The sequence below is a fragment of the Flavobacterium sp. RSSB_23 genome (assembly GCF_051547145.1).
Classification (GTDB): Bacteria; Bacteroidota; Bacteroidia; order Flavobacteriales; family Flavobacteriaceae; genus Flavobacterium.
Window position 1 is genome coordinate 665,797 of sequence record NZ_JBPTTO010000001.1, and the last position, 16,536, is coordinate 682,332.

11 protein-coding genes are annotated in these 16,536 nt (G+C 37.3%); 7 read left to right on the forward strand and 4 right to left on the reverse strand.

Translation table 11 applies throughout. The annotated features are described in order from the left end of the window. Window positions 1-89: 89 nt before the first annotated feature. The 5 genes from kdpB to ACSVH9_RS03095 all read left to right on the forward strand — a co-directional run bounded on the left by kdpB (window position 90) and on the right by ACSVH9_RS03095 (window position 6,892). Window positions 90-2,123 carry a potassium-transporting ATPase subunit KdpB gene (kdpB, locus tag ACSVH9_RS03075; protein WP_438062428.1) on the forward strand — a complete coding sequence of 678 codons (2,034 nt, stop codon included), beginning with the start codon at window positions 90-92 and terminating at the stop codon, window positions 2,121-2,123. A gap of 55 nt (window positions 2,124-2,178) precedes the next feature. Beyond that, complete coding sequence (locus ACSVH9_RS03080; RefSeq protein ID WP_438062429.1) at window positions 2,179-2,733, forward strand: K(+)-transporting ATPase subunit C; 555 nt, start codon at window positions 2,179-2,181, stop codon at window positions 2,731-2,733. 123 nt (window positions 2,734-2,856) lie between these two features. Then, on the forward strand, window positions 2,857-3,933 hold the full coding sequence (locus ACSVH9_RS03085) for a porin (RefSeq protein ID WP_438062430.1): 1,077 nt from the start codon (window positions 2,857-2,859) through the stop codon (window positions 3,931-3,933). 93 nt (window positions 3,934-4,026) lie between these two features. Beyond that, complete coding sequence (locus ACSVH9_RS03090) at window positions 4,027-5,154, forward strand: sensor protein KdpD (RefSeq protein ID WP_438062431.1); 1,128 nt, start codon at window positions 4,027-4,029, stop codon at window positions 5,152-5,154. A gap of 19 nt (window positions 5,155-5,173) precedes the next feature. Next, window positions 5,174-6,892 (forward strand): ATP-binding protein, encoded by a 1,719-nt coding sequence (locus tag ACSVH9_RS03095; protein WP_438062432.1) that lies wholly within the window; start codon window positions 5,174-5,176, stop codon window positions 6,890-6,892. A gap of 105 nt (window positions 6,893-6,997) precedes the next feature. On the opposite strand, the gene ACSVH9_RS03100 is transcribed toward ACSVH9_RS03095, so the two are convergent. Together ACSVH9_RS03100 and ACSVH9_RS03105 are read right to left on the reverse strand one after the other, a co-directional pair. Continuing rightward, entirely contained in the window at window positions 6,998-7,369 is a 372-nt protein-coding gene (locus ACSVH9_RS03100; protein WP_438062433.1) for a DUF2809 domain-containing protein, read from the reverse strand. Between the two features lie 5 nt (window positions 7,370-7,374). Beyond that, window positions 7,375-8,802 (reverse strand): L-serine ammonia-lyase, encoded by a 1,428-nt coding sequence (locus ACSVH9_RS03105; RefSeq protein ID WP_438062434.1) that lies wholly within the window; start codon window positions 8,800-8,802, stop codon window positions 7,375-7,377. A 261-nt stretch (window positions 8,803-9,063) separates the two neighbouring features. Between ACSVH9_RS03105 and ACSVH9_RS03110 the strand changes: the two genes are divergently transcribed. Continuing rightward, a complete protein-coding gene (locus ACSVH9_RS03110; protein ID WP_438062435.1) occupies window positions 9,064-10,134 on the forward strand; it encodes an AI-2E family transporter in 1,071 nt (356 codons plus the stop codon). Between the two features lie 56 nt (window positions 10,135-10,190). On the opposite strand, the gene ACSVH9_RS03115 is transcribed toward ACSVH9_RS03110, so the two are convergent. Continuing rightward, window positions 10,191-11,132, reverse strand: coding sequence for a polyphosphate kinase 2 family protein (locus tag ACSVH9_RS03115; protein ID WP_438062436.1), 942 nt, complete (start codon window positions 11,130-11,132; stop codon window positions 10,191-10,193). Window positions 11,133-11,391: 259 nt separating this feature from the next. On the opposite strand from ACSVH9_RS03115, the gene ACSVH9_RS03120 reads away from it, so the two are divergent. Then, complete coding sequence (locus tag ACSVH9_RS03120; protein ID WP_438062437.1) at window positions 11,392-13,893, forward strand: M14 family zinc carboxypeptidase; 2,502 nt, start codon at window positions 11,392-11,394, stop codon at window positions 13,891-13,893. A gap of 339 nt (window positions 13,894-14,232) precedes the next feature. Here the strand turns inward: ACSVH9_RS03120 and ACSVH9_RS03125 are convergent, their stop codons facing one another. Beyond that, window positions 14,233-16,521, reverse strand: coding sequence for a BamA/TamA family outer membrane protein (locus ACSVH9_RS03125; protein WP_438062438.1), 2,289 nt, complete (start codon window positions 16,519-16,521; stop codon window positions 14,233-14,235). Window positions 16,522-16,536: the final 15 nt, after the last annotated feature.

Here is a 16,536-nt window from a genome sequence, read left to right on the forward strand (position 1 = left end):
TAGAGGTTAGAAGTTAGAGGTTAGAAGTAAATAAACGATGACCACTAACCATAATCGAATAACATTTAAACATTTAACTCGTTTTAAAAATGACTAAAAATAATTCCAAATCATTGTTTGAAAGTAAGCAAGTAAAAGAAGCACTAGTGCAGTCTTTTGTAAAGCTTAATCCAAAAACAATGTTCAGAAATCCGGTAATGTTTACCGTTGAAATTGGTACCGCTATTATGTTTGTTGTGTGTATTGCCATTTTATTTGGCGCATCCAATCAAGGTAGTTTTGCATACAATCTCATAGTATTCTTGATTTTATTTACAACACTTTTGTTCGCCAATTTTGCCGAAGCTATTGCCGAAGCCAGAGGAAAAGCTCAAGCCGATAGTTTGAGAAAAACACGTGAAGAAACTCCTGCTCGTCAACTTTTAGAAAATGGAGCAATCAGAAATGTAAGTTCATCAGCTTTGAAAAAAGGAGATGTATTTGTCTGCGAAGCAGGTGATGTCATCGCTACGGATGGTGAAATTATCGAAGGATTGGCAACCATTGATGAAAGTGCCATTACCGGAGAAAGTGCTCCCGTGATTCGTGAAGCAGGTGGTGACAAATCATCGGTAACTGGAGGAACAAAAGTATTGTCTGATAAAATTAAAGTAATCGTAACTTCAGAACCTGGAGAAAGTTTCTTGGACAAAATGATTGCTTTGGTGGAAGGAGCAAGCCGTCAGAAAACACCAAACGAAATTGCTTTGACCATTCTTTTGGCAGCATTTACTTTAATCTTCGTGATTGTTTGTGTGACTTTGAAACCTTTCGCAGATTATGCTAATGCACCAATTACCATTGCAGCTTTCATTTCGCTTTTCGTTTGTTTGATTCCAACGACTATTGGTGGATTACTTTCTGCTATTGGAATTGCGGGTATGGATAGAGCGTTGCGTGCCAATGTGATTACCAAATCTGGTAAAGCGGTAGAAACTGCGGGAGATATTGATGTATTGCTTTTGGATAAAACAGGAACCATTACTATTGGGAACAGAAAAGCAACGAATTTTTATCCTGCAAAAGGAGTATCGCAAGACGAATTTATTCAATCGGCTGTTTTGAGTTCTTTGGCAGATGATACTCCAGAAGGGAAGAGTATTGTTGAATTAGCTGGAAATGAAGTTGCGCAAAAATTATCTATTGAAGGGGCTACTTTAATCAAATTTACTGCCGAGACAAGAACCAGTGGCGTAGTTTTAAAAGACGGAACCAACATCAGAAAAGGTGCTCAAGATGCGGCCAAAAATATCGTTCAGCAAGCTGGAAATGTTTTTCCAGAAGATATTGCCCAAACGGTTATTTCGATTTCTTCTAATGGAGGAACGCCCTTGGTAGTTATTAAAAATAACGCTGTTCAAGGGGTAATTGAGTTGCAAGATATTATCAAAACGGGAATGAAAGAACGTTTTGAGCGTTTGAGAAAAATGGGTGTAAAAACCGTGATGGTGACAGGAGATAATCCATTAACTGCCAAATTTATTGCAGAAGCTGCGGGTGTAGATGATTTTATTGCCGAGGCCAAGCCTGAGGATAAAATGAATTATATCAAAAATGAGCAAGAACAAGGCAAGCTAGTAGCAATGATGGGTGATGGTACCAATGATGCGCCTGCTTTGGCTCAAGCCAATGTTGGTGTAGCGATGAACAGCGGAACTCAAGCTGCTAAAGAAGCGGGTAATATGGTGGATTTAGACAATGACCCAACCAAGTTAATCGAAATCATTGAAATTGGAAAACAACTATTGATGACCAGAGGAACGCTTACTACTTTCTCTATTGCGAATGACGTAGCTAAATATTTTGCTATCGTTCCTGCATTATTTATCACAGCAATTCCTGCCTTGCAAGGGTTGAATATTATGCAATTGCACAGCCCTGAAAGTGCTATTTTATCTGCTGTAATTTTCAATGCGATTATCATTCCGATTTTGATTCCGCTAGCTTTAAGAGGAGTGGATTACAAACCAATTGGTGCAGCAGCTATCTTAAGAAGAAACCTGTTGATTTATGGTTTGGGCGGGATAATTGTGCCTTTTATTGGAATTAAAGCCATCGATTTGGTGGTTGCATTATTTATGTAAAATCAATCCTGACAAGTTTTAGAAACTTGTCAGGTTAAAAAAAATAAAAACAAAAATGAAAAATATATTTTCAATACTAAAATTCACCGTATTAATGGTAATTTTATTCGCTGTAATTTATCCATTGGCTATTTATGGCATTGCACAATTTGCTCCCAATAAAGGAAAAGGAGAAACTATTTCTGTTAATGGAAAAGTAATAGGGTATCAAAAAATTGGTCAAAAATTTGACAAAGCCAACTATTTTTGGGGACGACCATCAGCAGTAGATTATAATGCTGCAGGAAGTGCGGGAAGCAACAAAGGACCAAGCAACCCAGAGTATCTGGCTTTGGTACAAAAAAGAATCGACACGTTTTTAATCGTGCATCCGTATTTGAAAAAAGCGGAGATTCCATCAGATTTGGTAACGGCTTCTGGAAGCGGTTTGGACCCTAATATTTCACCAGAAGGCGCTTTGATTCAAGTGAAAAGAGTTGCCCAAGTTAGAAAATTACCTGAGGATAAAGTGAAAGCTTTGGTGGAATCTAACATCAACAAACCATCGGTAATGGGAACTTCAACGGTAAATGTTTTAGAGTTGAATGTAGCCTTAGATAAATTAAAATAAAACGTCTTAAAATACGAAATGCCCTAGCCCAGATAGCAACGGAAATCCTTTAGTGCCAGGGTTTGGCACTAAAGATTGCAGTGAATAGCTGGATTAGCTCCTAATAATAAATAATTAAATAAAGTGAAAAAAATACTAGTTGCAGCCTTTTTGGCTTTTGGTTTTACAACAATTTATGCTCAAGAAGCATCAAAGAGTCCCATTACTTTTTCAGGTTATATAGAAGGATATTATAGTTATGATTTTGGGAAACCTGAGAATCATACCAAATCGGGATTTATTTACAATCATAATAGGTCAAATGAGGTGAATTTGAATTTAGGAATCGCCAAAGTGAATTATTCGAAAGAGAATGTTCGCGCGAATTTTGCCCTAATGGCGGGAACTTATGCTCAATACAATATGGCGGCCGAGCAGGACTTATTGAAAAATGTGTTTGAAGCGAATGTAGGCGTGAAAATTTCTAAAGAGCACAATCTTTGGATTGATGCGGGAGTTATGCCTTCGCATATTGGATTTGAAAGTGCGATTGGGAAAGATTGTATGACTTTGACCCGAAGTTTGGGTGCTGATAATACGCCTTATTATGAAGCGGGTGTAAAAATAGGCTACACTTCGAAATCGGAGAAATGGTATTTGGCAGCAATGTATTTGAATGGTTGGCAACGTATTCAAAAAATTGATGGGAATCAAACGCCTGCTTTTGGAACTCAAGTGACTTTTAAACCATCGGCAAGTCTTTCATTAAATTGGAGTACTTACATTGGAAATGAACAACCTGATGTCGATAAAAAATGGCGTTATTTCAACGATTTTTTCGGGACATTTAAAGTGACCGAAAAAACAAGTCTAGTTGCTGGTTTTGATATTGGAGCGCAGCAATCCGCAAAAGGAAGTAGCGATTACGATGTTTGGTACAATCCATCAGTAATCGTTCAATACAAACCAACAGACAAAATTCAGTTGGCCGCTAGAGGAGAATATTATCAGGATAAAAATGGTGTAATCATTGCAACGGGAACGCCAAATGGTTTTAAAACCTATGGTTTCTCTGCAAATTTTGATTATTTGGTAGCCAATAACATTATGTTTCGATTGGAAGCACGAACATTAAATAGCAAAGACGATATCTTTTTGAAGAGCAATACTCCAACCAATAGTAATGTATTCTTGACATCTTCTCTTGCCATTTCTTTGTAAGAGGGAAGGTGCTATCAATTATTTATTTACCATTAAGATGTTAGTTGTTTTAACATCTTAATGGTTTAAATGCTAAGAACCAAATTGTTTATTATGGACAATGAAAAAGAAAATAACGTAAAGCACTTTCTCGATTTAATCCAAAAATCGCGCAGAGGAAAGTTCAAGGTTTACATTGGGATGAGTGCGGGTGTCGGCAAAACATACCGAATGTTGCAAGAAGCGCATACCTTGTTAAAGAAAGGAATTGACGTTAAGATTGGTTATATTGAAACGCATAATCGCAAGGAAACCCACGAATTACTTGACGGTTTGCCAATTATACCGCGTAGAAGTATTTTTTATAAAGGCAAGCAGCTCGAAGAACTAGACGTGCAAGCCATTATCAATTTGCGTCCCGAAGTGGTGATTGTAGACGAATTGGCACACACCAATATTGAAGGAAGCAAAAACGAAAAACGCTGGCAAGATGTTTTGGAAATTCTCGAAGCTGGAATCAATGTGATTTCGGCAGTAAATATCCAGCATATTGAGAGTTTGAATGAAAATGTAAAGCAGATTACCAATATAGATGTCAAAGAAAGAGTCCCTGATAATGTACTCCGAATGGCCGATGAGGTGGTGAATATCGATTTGACTTCGGAGGATTTGATTGCCAGATTAAAGGAAGGTAAAATCTACACTCAGGATAAAATTCAGACGGCTTTGAATAATTTTTTTAAGTCAGACCAAATTTTGCAATTGCGTGAATTAGCATTGAAAGAAGTGGCGAGCCAAGTCGTTCGAAAAGTAGAAAATGAAATTCCTAAAAAAATCGCATTGCGTCACGAAAAATTATTGGCTTGCATCAGTTCTAATGATGTAACTGCAAAAATAGTGATTCGAAAAACGGCTCGTTTGGCTACTTATTACAATAGTGATTGGTATGTTTTGTATGTTGAAACACCAAAGGAGAGCAGCGACAAAATTGCTTTGGACAAACAAAGACGCTTGATTAATAATTTTAAGTTAGCCACAGAATTGGGAGCAGAAGTAATTAAAGTTGAAAACAAAAAAATCACTGATGCCATTTTGGCCATAGTCGAACAAAAACAAATTACAACAGTCTGTATTGGAAAACCACAGTATAGTTTAATAAAGGCTATTTTGTCAACCTCACTTTTTAGACGATTATTGAATACGCTTTCGCTATCAAATGTTGACTTAGTCATATTATCATAATTTATAATGCTATCACAAAATGAGAATTAAAACGAAATTGAATCTGGGAGTTGGATTGTTATTTACATTGATTTTTATCCTTTCATTGGTAAGTGCGTATTCTGTTTTTTCAATTAAAAAGGACACTGGAAATATTCTAAAAGCAAATTATAACACTTTAGAGTATTCACGTAATATGTTGCTTTCACTCGATGAAATGATGGTTAACAAAAATAAAGCGATTGCGGTTTTTGAAATTAACCTCAATAAACAAGTATCCAATATCACTGAGAAGAACGAAGATGTTGCTACTCATAAATTGAAAGCTAATTTCAACTTATTAAAGGAAGACAGCAATAACGAAAAGTTAAAAGCACAAATTCGACAAAACATTTTTGAGATAATGAAGCTCAATATGAATGCGATAAAAATCAAAAGTGATATTGCAAAACACACGGCTGAAACCGCCAATTTATGGATTGCTGTAGTTGGGACTTTGTGTTTTTTGATTGCTTTTAATTTATTGGTCAATATGCCCAACAATATTGCAAATCCCATCAAAGAATTGACGGAAAGTATCAAGCAAATTGCTAATAAGAATTATTCAGAAAGGGTTCATTTTAGACACCATAACGAATTTGGAGATTTGGCCAATTCCTTTAATACAATGGCCGAAAAATTGCAAGAATACCACAATAGTAATTTGTACAAATTGTCTTTTGAGAAAAAGCGTTTAGAGACTTTAATCAATAATATGCACGACCCAATTATTGGACTAGATAATGAGGGCGTGATTTTGTTTATCAATGATGAAGCCATCAAAATTATGGGCTTGAAACAAGAGGAGGTTGTCGGAAAATCGGCTGAAAAATTGGGCTTGACGAATGATTTGATGCAATCTTTACTCGTAGAAAAATCAGAAAATGAAAAAGCGCAAATAATGAAAATTTTCGCCGATGATAAAGAAAGTTATTTTGAAAAAGAAATAGTAAAAATCACCATAAAACCAACAGGCGAAGACCAAGCGATAGCCATCGGAAATGTAATTATTTTGAGAAATATTACTTTTTTCAAAGAATTAGATTTTGCCAAAACCAATTTTATTGCCACCGTTTCCCACGAATTGAAAACGCCTATTGCTTCGATAAAAATGAGTTTGCAATTGCTTGAAAGTGAAAGAACAGGTGCCATTAACGAAGAACAAAAACATTTGGTGGACAGCATCAAAGAGGACAGCGAACGTTTGTTGAAAATTACAGGAGAATTGTTGGAACTTTCACAAGTAGAAACTGGAAACATTCAGTTGAATATCGAAAAAAGCAATCCATATGATATTGCACAGTATGCCACAGAAGCCGTAAAAGTACAAGCAGAACAAAAACAAATTGAACTAGTAATCGAAGCCGATGAAAACCTGCCAAGCATCAAAGCAGATAGCGAAAAAACCGTTTGGGTTTTGATTAATTTTTTGACCAATGCCATACGATATTCCTCCGAAAAAAGCACGATTACGATACAGTTAACAAGCGAAAAACATCAAGTTGTATTTGCGGTAATCGATAAAGGAAAAGGAATAGATGTTCGATACAAAAACAAAGTTTTCGATAAATATTTCCAAATTCCAGGGAGCCATAAAACAGGAACAGGACTTGGATTGGCCATTTCCAAAGAATTCATCGAGGCGCAAAACGGAACCATTGGCGTAAAAAGCGAACTCGGATTGGGTTGTACTTTTTATTTCAAATTAGGGAGTGTTTAGGAGCTAATCCTGCTGTCCACTGTATCTGTGTCGCTGAACCCCAGCGCCACAGGATGCCGTTCCCATCAGGGCTAGGGCAGTCGTTATTTCGAGAGATTTTGAGGATTAAGACACCTTTTGTTTCAGCCAAAATTGGTCTACAGCATACGCTAATCCAATCCCAATCATGTAGCACAACAAATCACTCCACAAAAAGCCTTGTCCCAAGACATAATGTCCTAAAGTGGTTTCCCGAATCGCAACTAGTTTTGTGGCTGTACTAAGTTGTTGTATTTCTATTGCGAAGCAAAATAGTAAAGGAAGTCCAATTTGCCAGAGTATTTTGTTTTTTACAAACAGCCACCGAAAACCAAAATAGACCAATACTGCATACAAGATGTCGCCCACAAACAACGGAATACCCACTATTTTTCGGGAAGTAATTCCCAATACAATCGTAAGAAGGGCAAGAATAAAGTATACAAAACGAGGTTTCATTTGTATTAACAATCCGCCATATTAACCGCTATAGCCAATCCACCTTCTGAGGTTTCTTTGTACTTAGAGTTCATATCTTTGGCAGTTTGCCACATCGTATCAATTACTTTATCTAAAGGAACTTTGGCGTTTTTAGAATCGGTTTCGAGTGCCAATTCTGCTGCGTTGATGGCTTTTATGGCGCCCATCGTATTGCGTTCAATACACGGAATTTGAACCAAACCGCCAATTGGGTCACAAGTTAAGCCCAAGTGGTGCTCCATTGCAATTTCGGCAGCCATCAATACTTGTGCTGGAGTTCCGCCCATCACTTCGCATAATGCTCCCGCAGCCATAGCCGATGACACGCCGATTTCGGCTTGACAACCACCCATAGCGGCAGAGATAGTGGCTCCTTTTTTGAAAATACTTCCAATTTCGCCCGCCACCATCAAGAATTGTTTGATTTGTTTTTCGTCGGCTTGGTGGTTTTCAATCACCATATAATACATTAGTACGGCTGGAATAACGCCAGCACTTCCGTTAGTTGGGGCTGTTACTACGCGTCCTAAAGCTGCGTTTACTTCGTTTACCGCTAAGGCAAAACAGCTCACCCATTTTAGAATTTGACGAAACTTTACTTCGGTTTTACGAATTTCTTCTAGCCAAGATTGTGGCGAATCATAATTCGACAACCCAATCAAATTTTGATGCATATCAAAAGCTCTTCTGCGGACATTGAGTCCACCAGGCAATATACCTTCTGAATGACATCCGATATACATACATTCTAACATCGTGTGCCAAATGCGCAATAGTTCACTATGTACTTCGGCTTCAGGTCGCATCGAAATCTCATTGGCATAGACAATTTCTGAGATGCTTTTGTTTTCTTTTTGGGTATAGTCTAGTAATTCTGCGGCATTGTTGATAGGGAAGGGAAAAGCACATTTTATAGCGATTTTCTTTTTGGCATTGCTGCGTTCTTCTTTTACCACAAATCCGCCTCCAATCGAATAAAAAGTGGAAGCATATTCGGTTTCATTTTCAAAATAAGCGGTAAATGTTAATCCATTGGCGTGAAAGGGAAGGAACTCTTTATGAAAAACAATGTCTTGTAAAGTATAAAAAGGAAGCGCTTTCTCGTTGCCTAATTGAATCAAATGATTGTTTTCTATGGCTTTGATGATGCCGTCAATATCTTGCACGGGAATGTATTCAGGGTCTTGACCACTTAGACCTAGCATCACGGCCAAATCGGTGGCGTGTCCTTTTCCAGTCAAAGACAACGAACCGTACAAATCTACTTTTACTCTAGTGATGTTATTCAAATCAAAATCCTGACGTAATTCTTCAAGAAAACGCTCGGCAGCACGCCACGGACCTAAGGTATGTGAACTAGATGGGCCTACGCCAATCTTTAACATATCAAAAACAGAAATGCATTCTTCCATAATTCTAGAGTAAAATTTGTAAAACAAAGATAAACGAATCAATGCTAAATCTGCATAATTTTATGTCAAAATAAGTTTTCTATTATTGAATTCTTTTTAAATAAGAGTCATATTAATTATTTTTTAATATTCTGCCCAATGCAAGACTTTTGTTGCTGTCTATTTTGTCAATTCTTGAGAACATGCTACTCTCTTTTGCTGAGACATTGAAGGCAAAGTTGTTTTTAAAATTGATATATTTACTTTATTAATCAAAATAATATGGAAGACCAACAATCCAAACCCGAAGAAAATCAATTCGAAAAAATTACTGATATCATCATCCGTTTAGGGGTGCTTTTTTTAATTGTCTTTTGGTGCTTTTCTATTTTACAGCCTTTTATTCTGTTACTGATTTGGGCAGTGGTTATCGCTATTGCAATGTATCCTATTTATTTATCGGCGGTAAAATTGTTTAGAGGTAGAACCAAAACACCCATTGTATTTTTGACACTTGTGCTGTTGAGCTTGATTATTCTACCTAGTTTTTTGGTTACAGAATCCCTTTATGAAGGCATTCGTTATTTAACCATAAGTTATCAAGCTGGTGAGCCTATCATTCCACCACCGAACGAAACTACCGCCAATTGGCCTTCTTTTACCAGACCTATTATAGATATTTGGCAACACGCTTCGGATAATCTTCAAGAAACGGTTTTGGAATATTCTGATGAAGTGACGATGGTTGGTTCTTGGATTTTATCGGCTTTTGCAGGAATCGGAAAAGGAATTTTGCAGTTTAATTTATCTATTATCATTGCTGGTTTTTTATTGGCTTTTTCAGAAAATTTAAAATTCATTTCCAGTAAAATATTTGTCAAATTAGCAGGAGACAAAGGAGAACATTATGCCTCAATCACGGTAACTACAATTCGAAACGTAGTAAAAGGATTTTTAGGAGTAGCCGTGATTCAAGCGGTTATGGCAGGAATTGGTTTTTTTGTTGCGGGTGTTCCATTTGCTGGATTGTGGTCTGTAGCTTGTTTGGTGTTGGCGGTGGTTCAAATTGGGATTGGGCCTATCGCAATTCCTGTTGCCATTTATATGTTTTCGGTATCAGATACTACGACGGCTACTTTATTGACGATTTGGTTATTGATTACACTTTTGGCTGACAATGTGCTAAAACCTATTTTATTGGGCAAAAATGCGCCAGTTCCTATGCCTGTGGTATTTTTGGGAGCTATTGGTGGTTTTATGTTGAGCGGGTTTTTAGGTCTTTTTTTAGGAGCAGTAATTTTGACGATTGGCTATAAGTTGTTCTTAGCTTGGTTAGAAACCGAAAATCAATAGTTTTGAAAAAAATCCTTTGCCAAGACAGTTATCGGACTTGGCAAAGGAATTGTTCTCTATTCTTCTAGTAAAGCCTTTCTAATCTCTTGTAATTCGGCTACTTTTTCTGGACTTACTCTTGGGTATTCTAATCCCATTTCGTCTAAGGCATTGATAATGGCCGAAGCAATGACAATACGAGCATACGATTTATTGTCTGCGGGAACGACGTACCAAGGAGAGTGCGTTGTGGTTGTTTTTTGAATCAAATTTTGGTAAGCATTCATATAATCGTCCCAAAAACCTCTTTCTTTGGCATCGGATGTACTGAATTTCCAGTTTTTATCTTGGTCGTCGATGCGCTCTATGAAACGTTTCTTTTGCTCTTCTTTGGATACATTCAAGAAAAATTTAATCACGATAGTTCCATTGCGATTCAGGTATTTTTCAAAATTGCGAATGTCTTCAAAACGTTCTTCCCAAATGGATTCGGTTACCAATTCTTGAGGAAGCTTTTGGGCTTTCAGAATTTGTTCGTGCACTCGAACGACCAATACTTCTTCATAATACGAACGATTGAAAATGCCGATTCGACCTCGTTCGGGTAAATGTTTTTGGCAACGCCAAAGAAAATCATGGTCCAATTCTTCCGAACTCGGTGCTTTGAAAGAAGAGACTTGACACCCTTGTGGATTCACACCCGAAAGCACGTGTTTGATGGCGCCATCTTTTCCAGCAGCATCCATCGCTTGAAAAATGAGTAATAAAGACCATTTGTCTTGAGCGTATAAGATTTCTTGCATATCGGCCAAAGCCTCCACGCCAAGCGTTAGAATCTTATCCAATTTCTTATTGCTTAGTTCTATATCAATATCGGTTTTGTAATCCGATAATTGAACGTTATCCTCTTCCTTGACTTTGAATTGAGCCGAAAATTGTTTGGCTCTTTCAATTCTTTCTTTCGAACTTAACTTTTCAAAAAGAAGCTTTTTTTTCTTTGGTTTTTCTTCTTTACTCATGAATATTTGGTTTTAAGACGCGTTTTTAAATGGTTGTTTTTCAATAGGTTTACTCAAATTTACTTTTTTAATTTATTGTATGAAAATAAAATGCTACCGATTGTTTTTAATTGAGATTTTTTAAAGCCTTGTATACCAATGTTTTTTTGTTTTTCTAGCTAAAAAGTCGTTCAAAATCGGCTTAAGGCTAAGTTTGTAATTTATTTAGGTCAATACCTTAGGTTTCCCTATTTTTGAATTCTAATAAACCAAAAACAGTATGAAGAAACTAATTCTATCTTTATTTTTAGCCACCACTGCTTGGGTTTCGGCTCAAGTAAAAAGTCCTTCTCAGTTCATTCCTGATTATGGCAAACACATTACTTTTTACCACCAAGTTGAAGATTATTTTGAACATTTGGTTGCACAAACGTCCTACATTAAACCTTATAGATACGGACAAACTGCCGAACACCGCAACTTGAATGTGTATTATATTTCTACTCCTGAGAATTTAGCGAATTTGGAGCAAATTCGTTTGAACAATTTAGCAGCCATTGGTATGGCACCTAATCAATCGAAAACTGTAGGCGATAAACTAATTGTTTGGTTGAGCTTCAATGTGCACGGAAACGAATGGGCGGGAACCGAAAGTGCTTTGACTGTTGCCTACGAATTGACCAATCCAGAAAATAAAACGACCAAAGAATGGTTGAAAAATACCGTAGTAATTCTTGACCCTTGTGTGAATCCTGATGGATATTCAAGATACGGAAATTGGTTGCACGAAATCGCTGGAAAAAACACGCATCCAGGTCTTACCGATAGAGAACATATGGAAGAATGGCCAGGTGGACGTTACAATCACTACATTTTTGATTTGAACAGAGACTGGGCTTGGCAAACACAAAAAGAAAGCCAACAACGTATTGCTTTGTACAATCAATGGATGCCGCAAGTGCATACAGACGTTCACGAACAAGGTTATAATTCGCCTTACTTTTTTCCACCTTCAGCAGAACCTTTGCACGAGTTTATTGAGCCGTATCAAAGAGATTTTCACGCTTTGTTGGGAAAAAATATTTCAGCTAAATTCGATGCTCAAAACTGGTTGTACAACACTAGCGAGCGTTTCGATTTGTTCTATCCTAGTTATGGAGATACCTATCCAACCTATAACGGAGCTGTAGGGATGACTGTAGAGCAAGGTGGTATTGGAGCAGGAAGAGAAGTAACTATGGAAAACGGTGTAAGTGTGACCATCAAAGACCGTTTGACACATCACGCAACAACGGTTTTAACGATAGTGGAATCGGCTGCTTCTCAAGTGGAGCCTTTGTTGAAAGGGTTTAGAGGGTTTATGAATACTTCTAGAAAAACAATGAAAGGGAAGTATGCAACTTATGTGATGAAAAGCAATCCTAAATTGGAGCAATTGGCCGATTTGTTGCAAAAAAACAAAATCGAGTTTTCGTATGCCGATGCCAAACAATCAGCAAGTGGTTTTAATTACCAAACGAAAAAAGAGAACAGCTTTACTATCGAGCCTAATGATATGATTGTAAAAGTGGACCAACAAAAGGCAGTTTTTGCCCAAATTTTGTTTGAACCAAATCATAAATTGAATGATAGTTTGTCTTATGACATTACGGCTTGGGCGTTACCATTGGCTTATGGTGTAGAAGGCTATGCTTTGAAGAATGCCATCAATATCAAAACAAAACCTACGATTGAAACGACTTCATCTTCTATTCCAAGTTCAGTGTATGCGTTTCATATTCCTTGGAACAACCGTACTTCGGCTCAAGTGGTAGCATTATTGCACCAAAAAGGTATCAAAGTACGTTCAGCGATGAAGCAATCGGTTTTTGGAAGTACTACTGTAGAACCTGGTGGATTAATCGTGAGCAAAGGCGATAATCCAAAGGTGGTTGATTTTGAAAAAGTAGTGGGTGAAATCGTGAAGAAGAAATCAGATTTCTCTATACTGTCTTCTGGGTTTTCAAAAAATGCTAGAGATTTAGGTGGAGAAAACTTCCCTCTGTTGACGGCTCCAAAAATCTTGTTTTTATCAGGAAGAGGAGTAAATTCTACTGACTTTGGTTCGGTTTGGTTTTATTTAGAAGAAACCATTGGCTATCCAGTAAGCATTGTAGATTTGGACCGTTTCCGTAGAGTGAAATTGCAAGAATTCAATACTTTGATTTTGGCGGATGGTAATTATGATTTCTCCGATGGAGAACAAAAACGTATCAACGAATGGGTAAGTAGCGGTGGAAAAATCATTGCTATGAACGGAGCTTTGGATATTTTTGACGGAAAAGATGGTTTTGCATTGAATGCGCACGCGACTGATGATGACAAGCAAAAAGCAGAAAAAACCGCCAAAGAAAAAGAATTGAAAAAACGTTTCTTATATTCGGCCAACGAAGAGCGTCGTGCGATGTCGGATGCTATTCCTGGCGCAATTATCGAAAACGTATTGGATGTTACCCATCCGATGGCATTTGGTTTAGGTAAAAAATATTTCAGTTTAAAAACCGATAGCCGTCATTATGCTTTATTGAAAAACGCTTCAAATATTGCGTATGTTCCTAAAGGCTACAAAAGCTATGGTTTTGTTGGTCACGAAATTGGTAAAGAATTACCCGAAACGGTAAATTTTGCTATAGACTACAAAGGTTCTGGAAAAGTGATTTATATGGTAGATAATCCATTGTTTAGAGCGTTCTGGGAAAACGGAAATTTACTCTTTAGCAATGCTTTGTTCTTGGTGAACTAGCCTTTATTTATCTTAAACAACAAAGCGCGATTTTTATAATCGCGCTTTTTTTATGATTATTTTTTTTGACACAGATTACACAGATTTTCACAGATTAAAAAGTAGAAAAACTTTGCGTCCCTTGCGTAAACCTTTGCGAACTTTGCGGTTAAGGTTTTGATACAAATTACACAGATTTTTAAAAAAAACCTTGCGACCCTTGCGTAACGCTTTGCGAACTTTGCGGTTAAATTTTCTCAACAGATTTATTCACCAATAACTTATTTGTTCTTCCATTTTACTTGACAACAACACACCACAACTTATATGACCTTATATGTCTTATATGTTTAAGAAATACTAAAACGGATACCCAATCGCCAAATTAAAAATCAAGTTCTCTTTTCTCCACGCTCCATTCCCCAAGTTGATTTGGTCAATAACCCAACGATTGCCTTCAGGTAGGTAAGGTTTACGAAGCGGGAAAGCAAAATCCGTTCGAAGTATCAAAAAATTAAAGTCAAAGCGCAATCCAAGTCCAGCGCCTACTGCCATTTCTTTCATAAAGTTTTTAGAAAATTTGGCTCCTGGTTTGTCTTTGTTTTCATTGAGCAACCAAATATTTCCTGCGTCGATAAAAGCGGCTCCTTTCACAAAGCTAAACAAGGTAGTTCGGTATTCGGTGTTGAGTTCGATTTTGATATCTCCTGATTGGTCTGCCAAAAAACCATCAGTATTTACCGCTTTATCGAGGTAACTTCCTGGTCCAATAGAACGCGCTCTAAAGGCACGAATACTGTTGGTTCCTCCAATAAAAAACTGCTTGATAAAAGGCATTTCTTTTGAATTCCCAAAAGGCAAAGCGGTACCAACGATAATCCGACTCGCCAATTGGGTTTCCTTTCCTAATTTTATAAAATGGCGGAATTCATTTTCGAATTTCACATATTGGCTGAAGGGCACGCCAAAGACTTTTAGCGTGTCTTTTTTATCGATGTTGGCACCAGCAATCAAACCTGTAACCGCAGCTGATAGGTCTACCGTACCTTTGTAATAAATGGTGTTTTTCTTTCTTCTTTGTGCCGTGTTGGAGTAGGTGTAAGAGTAAGTGGGACCAAAAATAAGTTGGCGCTCAATCACTTTGCCTAGTGAGGGATTTAGTGCTACTTCATCGAGGTACAATTGGGTTACGTTTTGTGGTCGGGCAAAAATGACTTCACCTATGTTTAGTGTGTGTTCTCTTCTAGCGTTTTCTTTCCAGTTGTACCCAAACAGCGCTTTAAACGTTTGCAGCCTGTACAATTGCTGACGGTCTTGAAATTCATAGCCCAAAGTCGCTTTGGTTTTTGGAGTAAAGCGATTGCTCATTTTGAAGCGGATAGGGGAAATCATTCGTGGCCAAATCAAATTGGCTTCGGTACCCAAACGATACACATTGAAGCCATTATTTTGACCAGAAACTTGAATTTCATATCCCCCAAAAATTGAAATTGAAAGCAATTCTGCTCCTCTAAAGGTATTTCGATTGCTCCAATTTACGTTCAATTCCGTTCCTTGGTAATTGGCCGAATTGGTTTTGGCTAAAACTTCAAATCGGAAGGATTTTTTTTCTAAAGGCGATAAATAGTAAAAGGCATCTAAATAATTGCCTTCGATTAGAGAAGGACGGAATTCATTTTTTACCAATTTAAAAGTGCCTAAATTCACCAATCGATTTAAGGATAGATTGTGATTGGTGCGGTTGTAAACGTCTCCTTTTTTGAAGTATAGCGAACGGTCAAAAATTTTGGGTTTGAACAACGAATCCCTGTCGACAATCGTAAAATCTTTGTATTGAGTTACGGCTTTTTTAGAGGCACTGATGGTGTCAGCTCCAAGAGTGTAATTGGGATAAATTACAATTTGATTGATTTTGTAAATGAATCGGGCACGAGCAGGTGTTTCCTCTTTTACTTTTACAATCAAATCAACTTCTTGTTCCGCTACGGTTGAGTCTACTTGAATTTTTAAATATTCGGGGCTAAAGTAATAAAAGCCTTGTTCTTTCAAACGTTCGTCAATACGGACACGCTCTTCTTTTATGGTTTCTAGGCTGTAGGTATTCCCAATTTTGAGCAAACTTCTTCTTTCGGTATTGCTAATCGCTTTGGATAAATCCGATGAGTCTTTTGGGAATACCACTTTTTTGATACGGTATTGTTTCGAAGGTGTAACGGTGTAAATAGCCTGAATCGTTTTGCCTTTTACAATTGTATCAGCTATGGTTTTTGCATTGAAAAAACCCTTGTTTTCCAAATAATTTTGCAGCACTAATCGATTGTATTCGGAATCGAGTTTGGTGTTCAAAACGGGTGCTTCTCCCACTTTGGTACGCAACCAATTGCGCCATCCTTTTTCTTTTTTTGGGATGCCTGCAAAGTTGTAAATGTACAATTTGGGATAGGTTCCGAATAAGGATTTGTTTGGGATAGGTCGCGTGAGTGCTTCCAGTTCTGTGGTTAATGCTTTTTTTTCTTTTGAAGGTATTTGTCCTTCAACAGTTACTTTGGCTCCTGTGTACAGCAATTCGCCCTCTGCTAGATTTTTAGTAGAAGAACAGCTTTGTAGCCCAATGACGACTAGCAAAATGAATACTATTTTATGATGCATTTTCACTGTACTTTG

What these genes read in the sequence shown, in the direction of transcription:
- ACSVH9_RS03080 (WP_438062429.1), top strand. Translation starts at nt 2,179, where the DNA reads ATGAAAAATATATTTTCAATACTAAAATTCACCGTATTAATGGTAATT.
- ACSVH9_RS03120 (WP_438062437.1), top strand. Translation starts at nt 11,392, where the DNA reads ATGAAGAAACTAATTCTATCTTTATTTTTAGCCACCACTGCTTGGGTT.
- ACSVH9_RS03090 (WP_438062431.1), top strand. Translation starts at nt 4,027, where the DNA reads ATGGACAATGAAAAAGAAAATAACGTAAAGCACTTTCTCGATTTAATC.
- ACSVH9_RS03115 (WP_438062436.1), bottom strand. Translation starts at nt 11,132, where the DNA reads ATGAGTAAAGAAGAAAAACCAAAGAAAAAAAAGCTTCTTTTTGAAAAG.
- ACSVH9_RS03110 (WP_438062435.1), top strand. Translation starts at nt 9,064, where the DNA reads ATGGAAGACCAACAATCCAAACCCGAAGAAAATCAATTCGAAAAAATT.
- ACSVH9_RS03105 (WP_438062434.1), bottom strand. Translation starts at nt 8,802, where the DNA reads ATGGAAGAATGCATTTCTGTTTTTGATATGTTAAAGATTGGCGTAGGC.
- ACSVH9_RS03125 (WP_438062438.1), bottom strand. Translation starts at nt 16,521, where the DNA reads ATGCATCATAAAATAGTATTCATTTTGCTAGTCGTCATTGGGCTACAA.
- ACSVH9_RS03095 (WP_438062432.1), top strand. Translation starts at nt 5,174, where the DNA reads ATGAGAATTAAAACGAAATTGAATCTGGGAGTTGGATTGTTATTTACA.
- kdpB (WP_438062428.1), top strand. Translation starts at nt 90, where the DNA reads ATGACTAAAAATAATTCCAAATCATTGTTTGAAAGTAAGCAAGTAAAA.
- ACSVH9_RS03100 (WP_438062433.1), bottom strand. Translation starts at nt 7,369, where the DNA reads ATGAAACCTCGTTTTGTATACTTTATTCTTGCCCTTCTTACGATTGTA.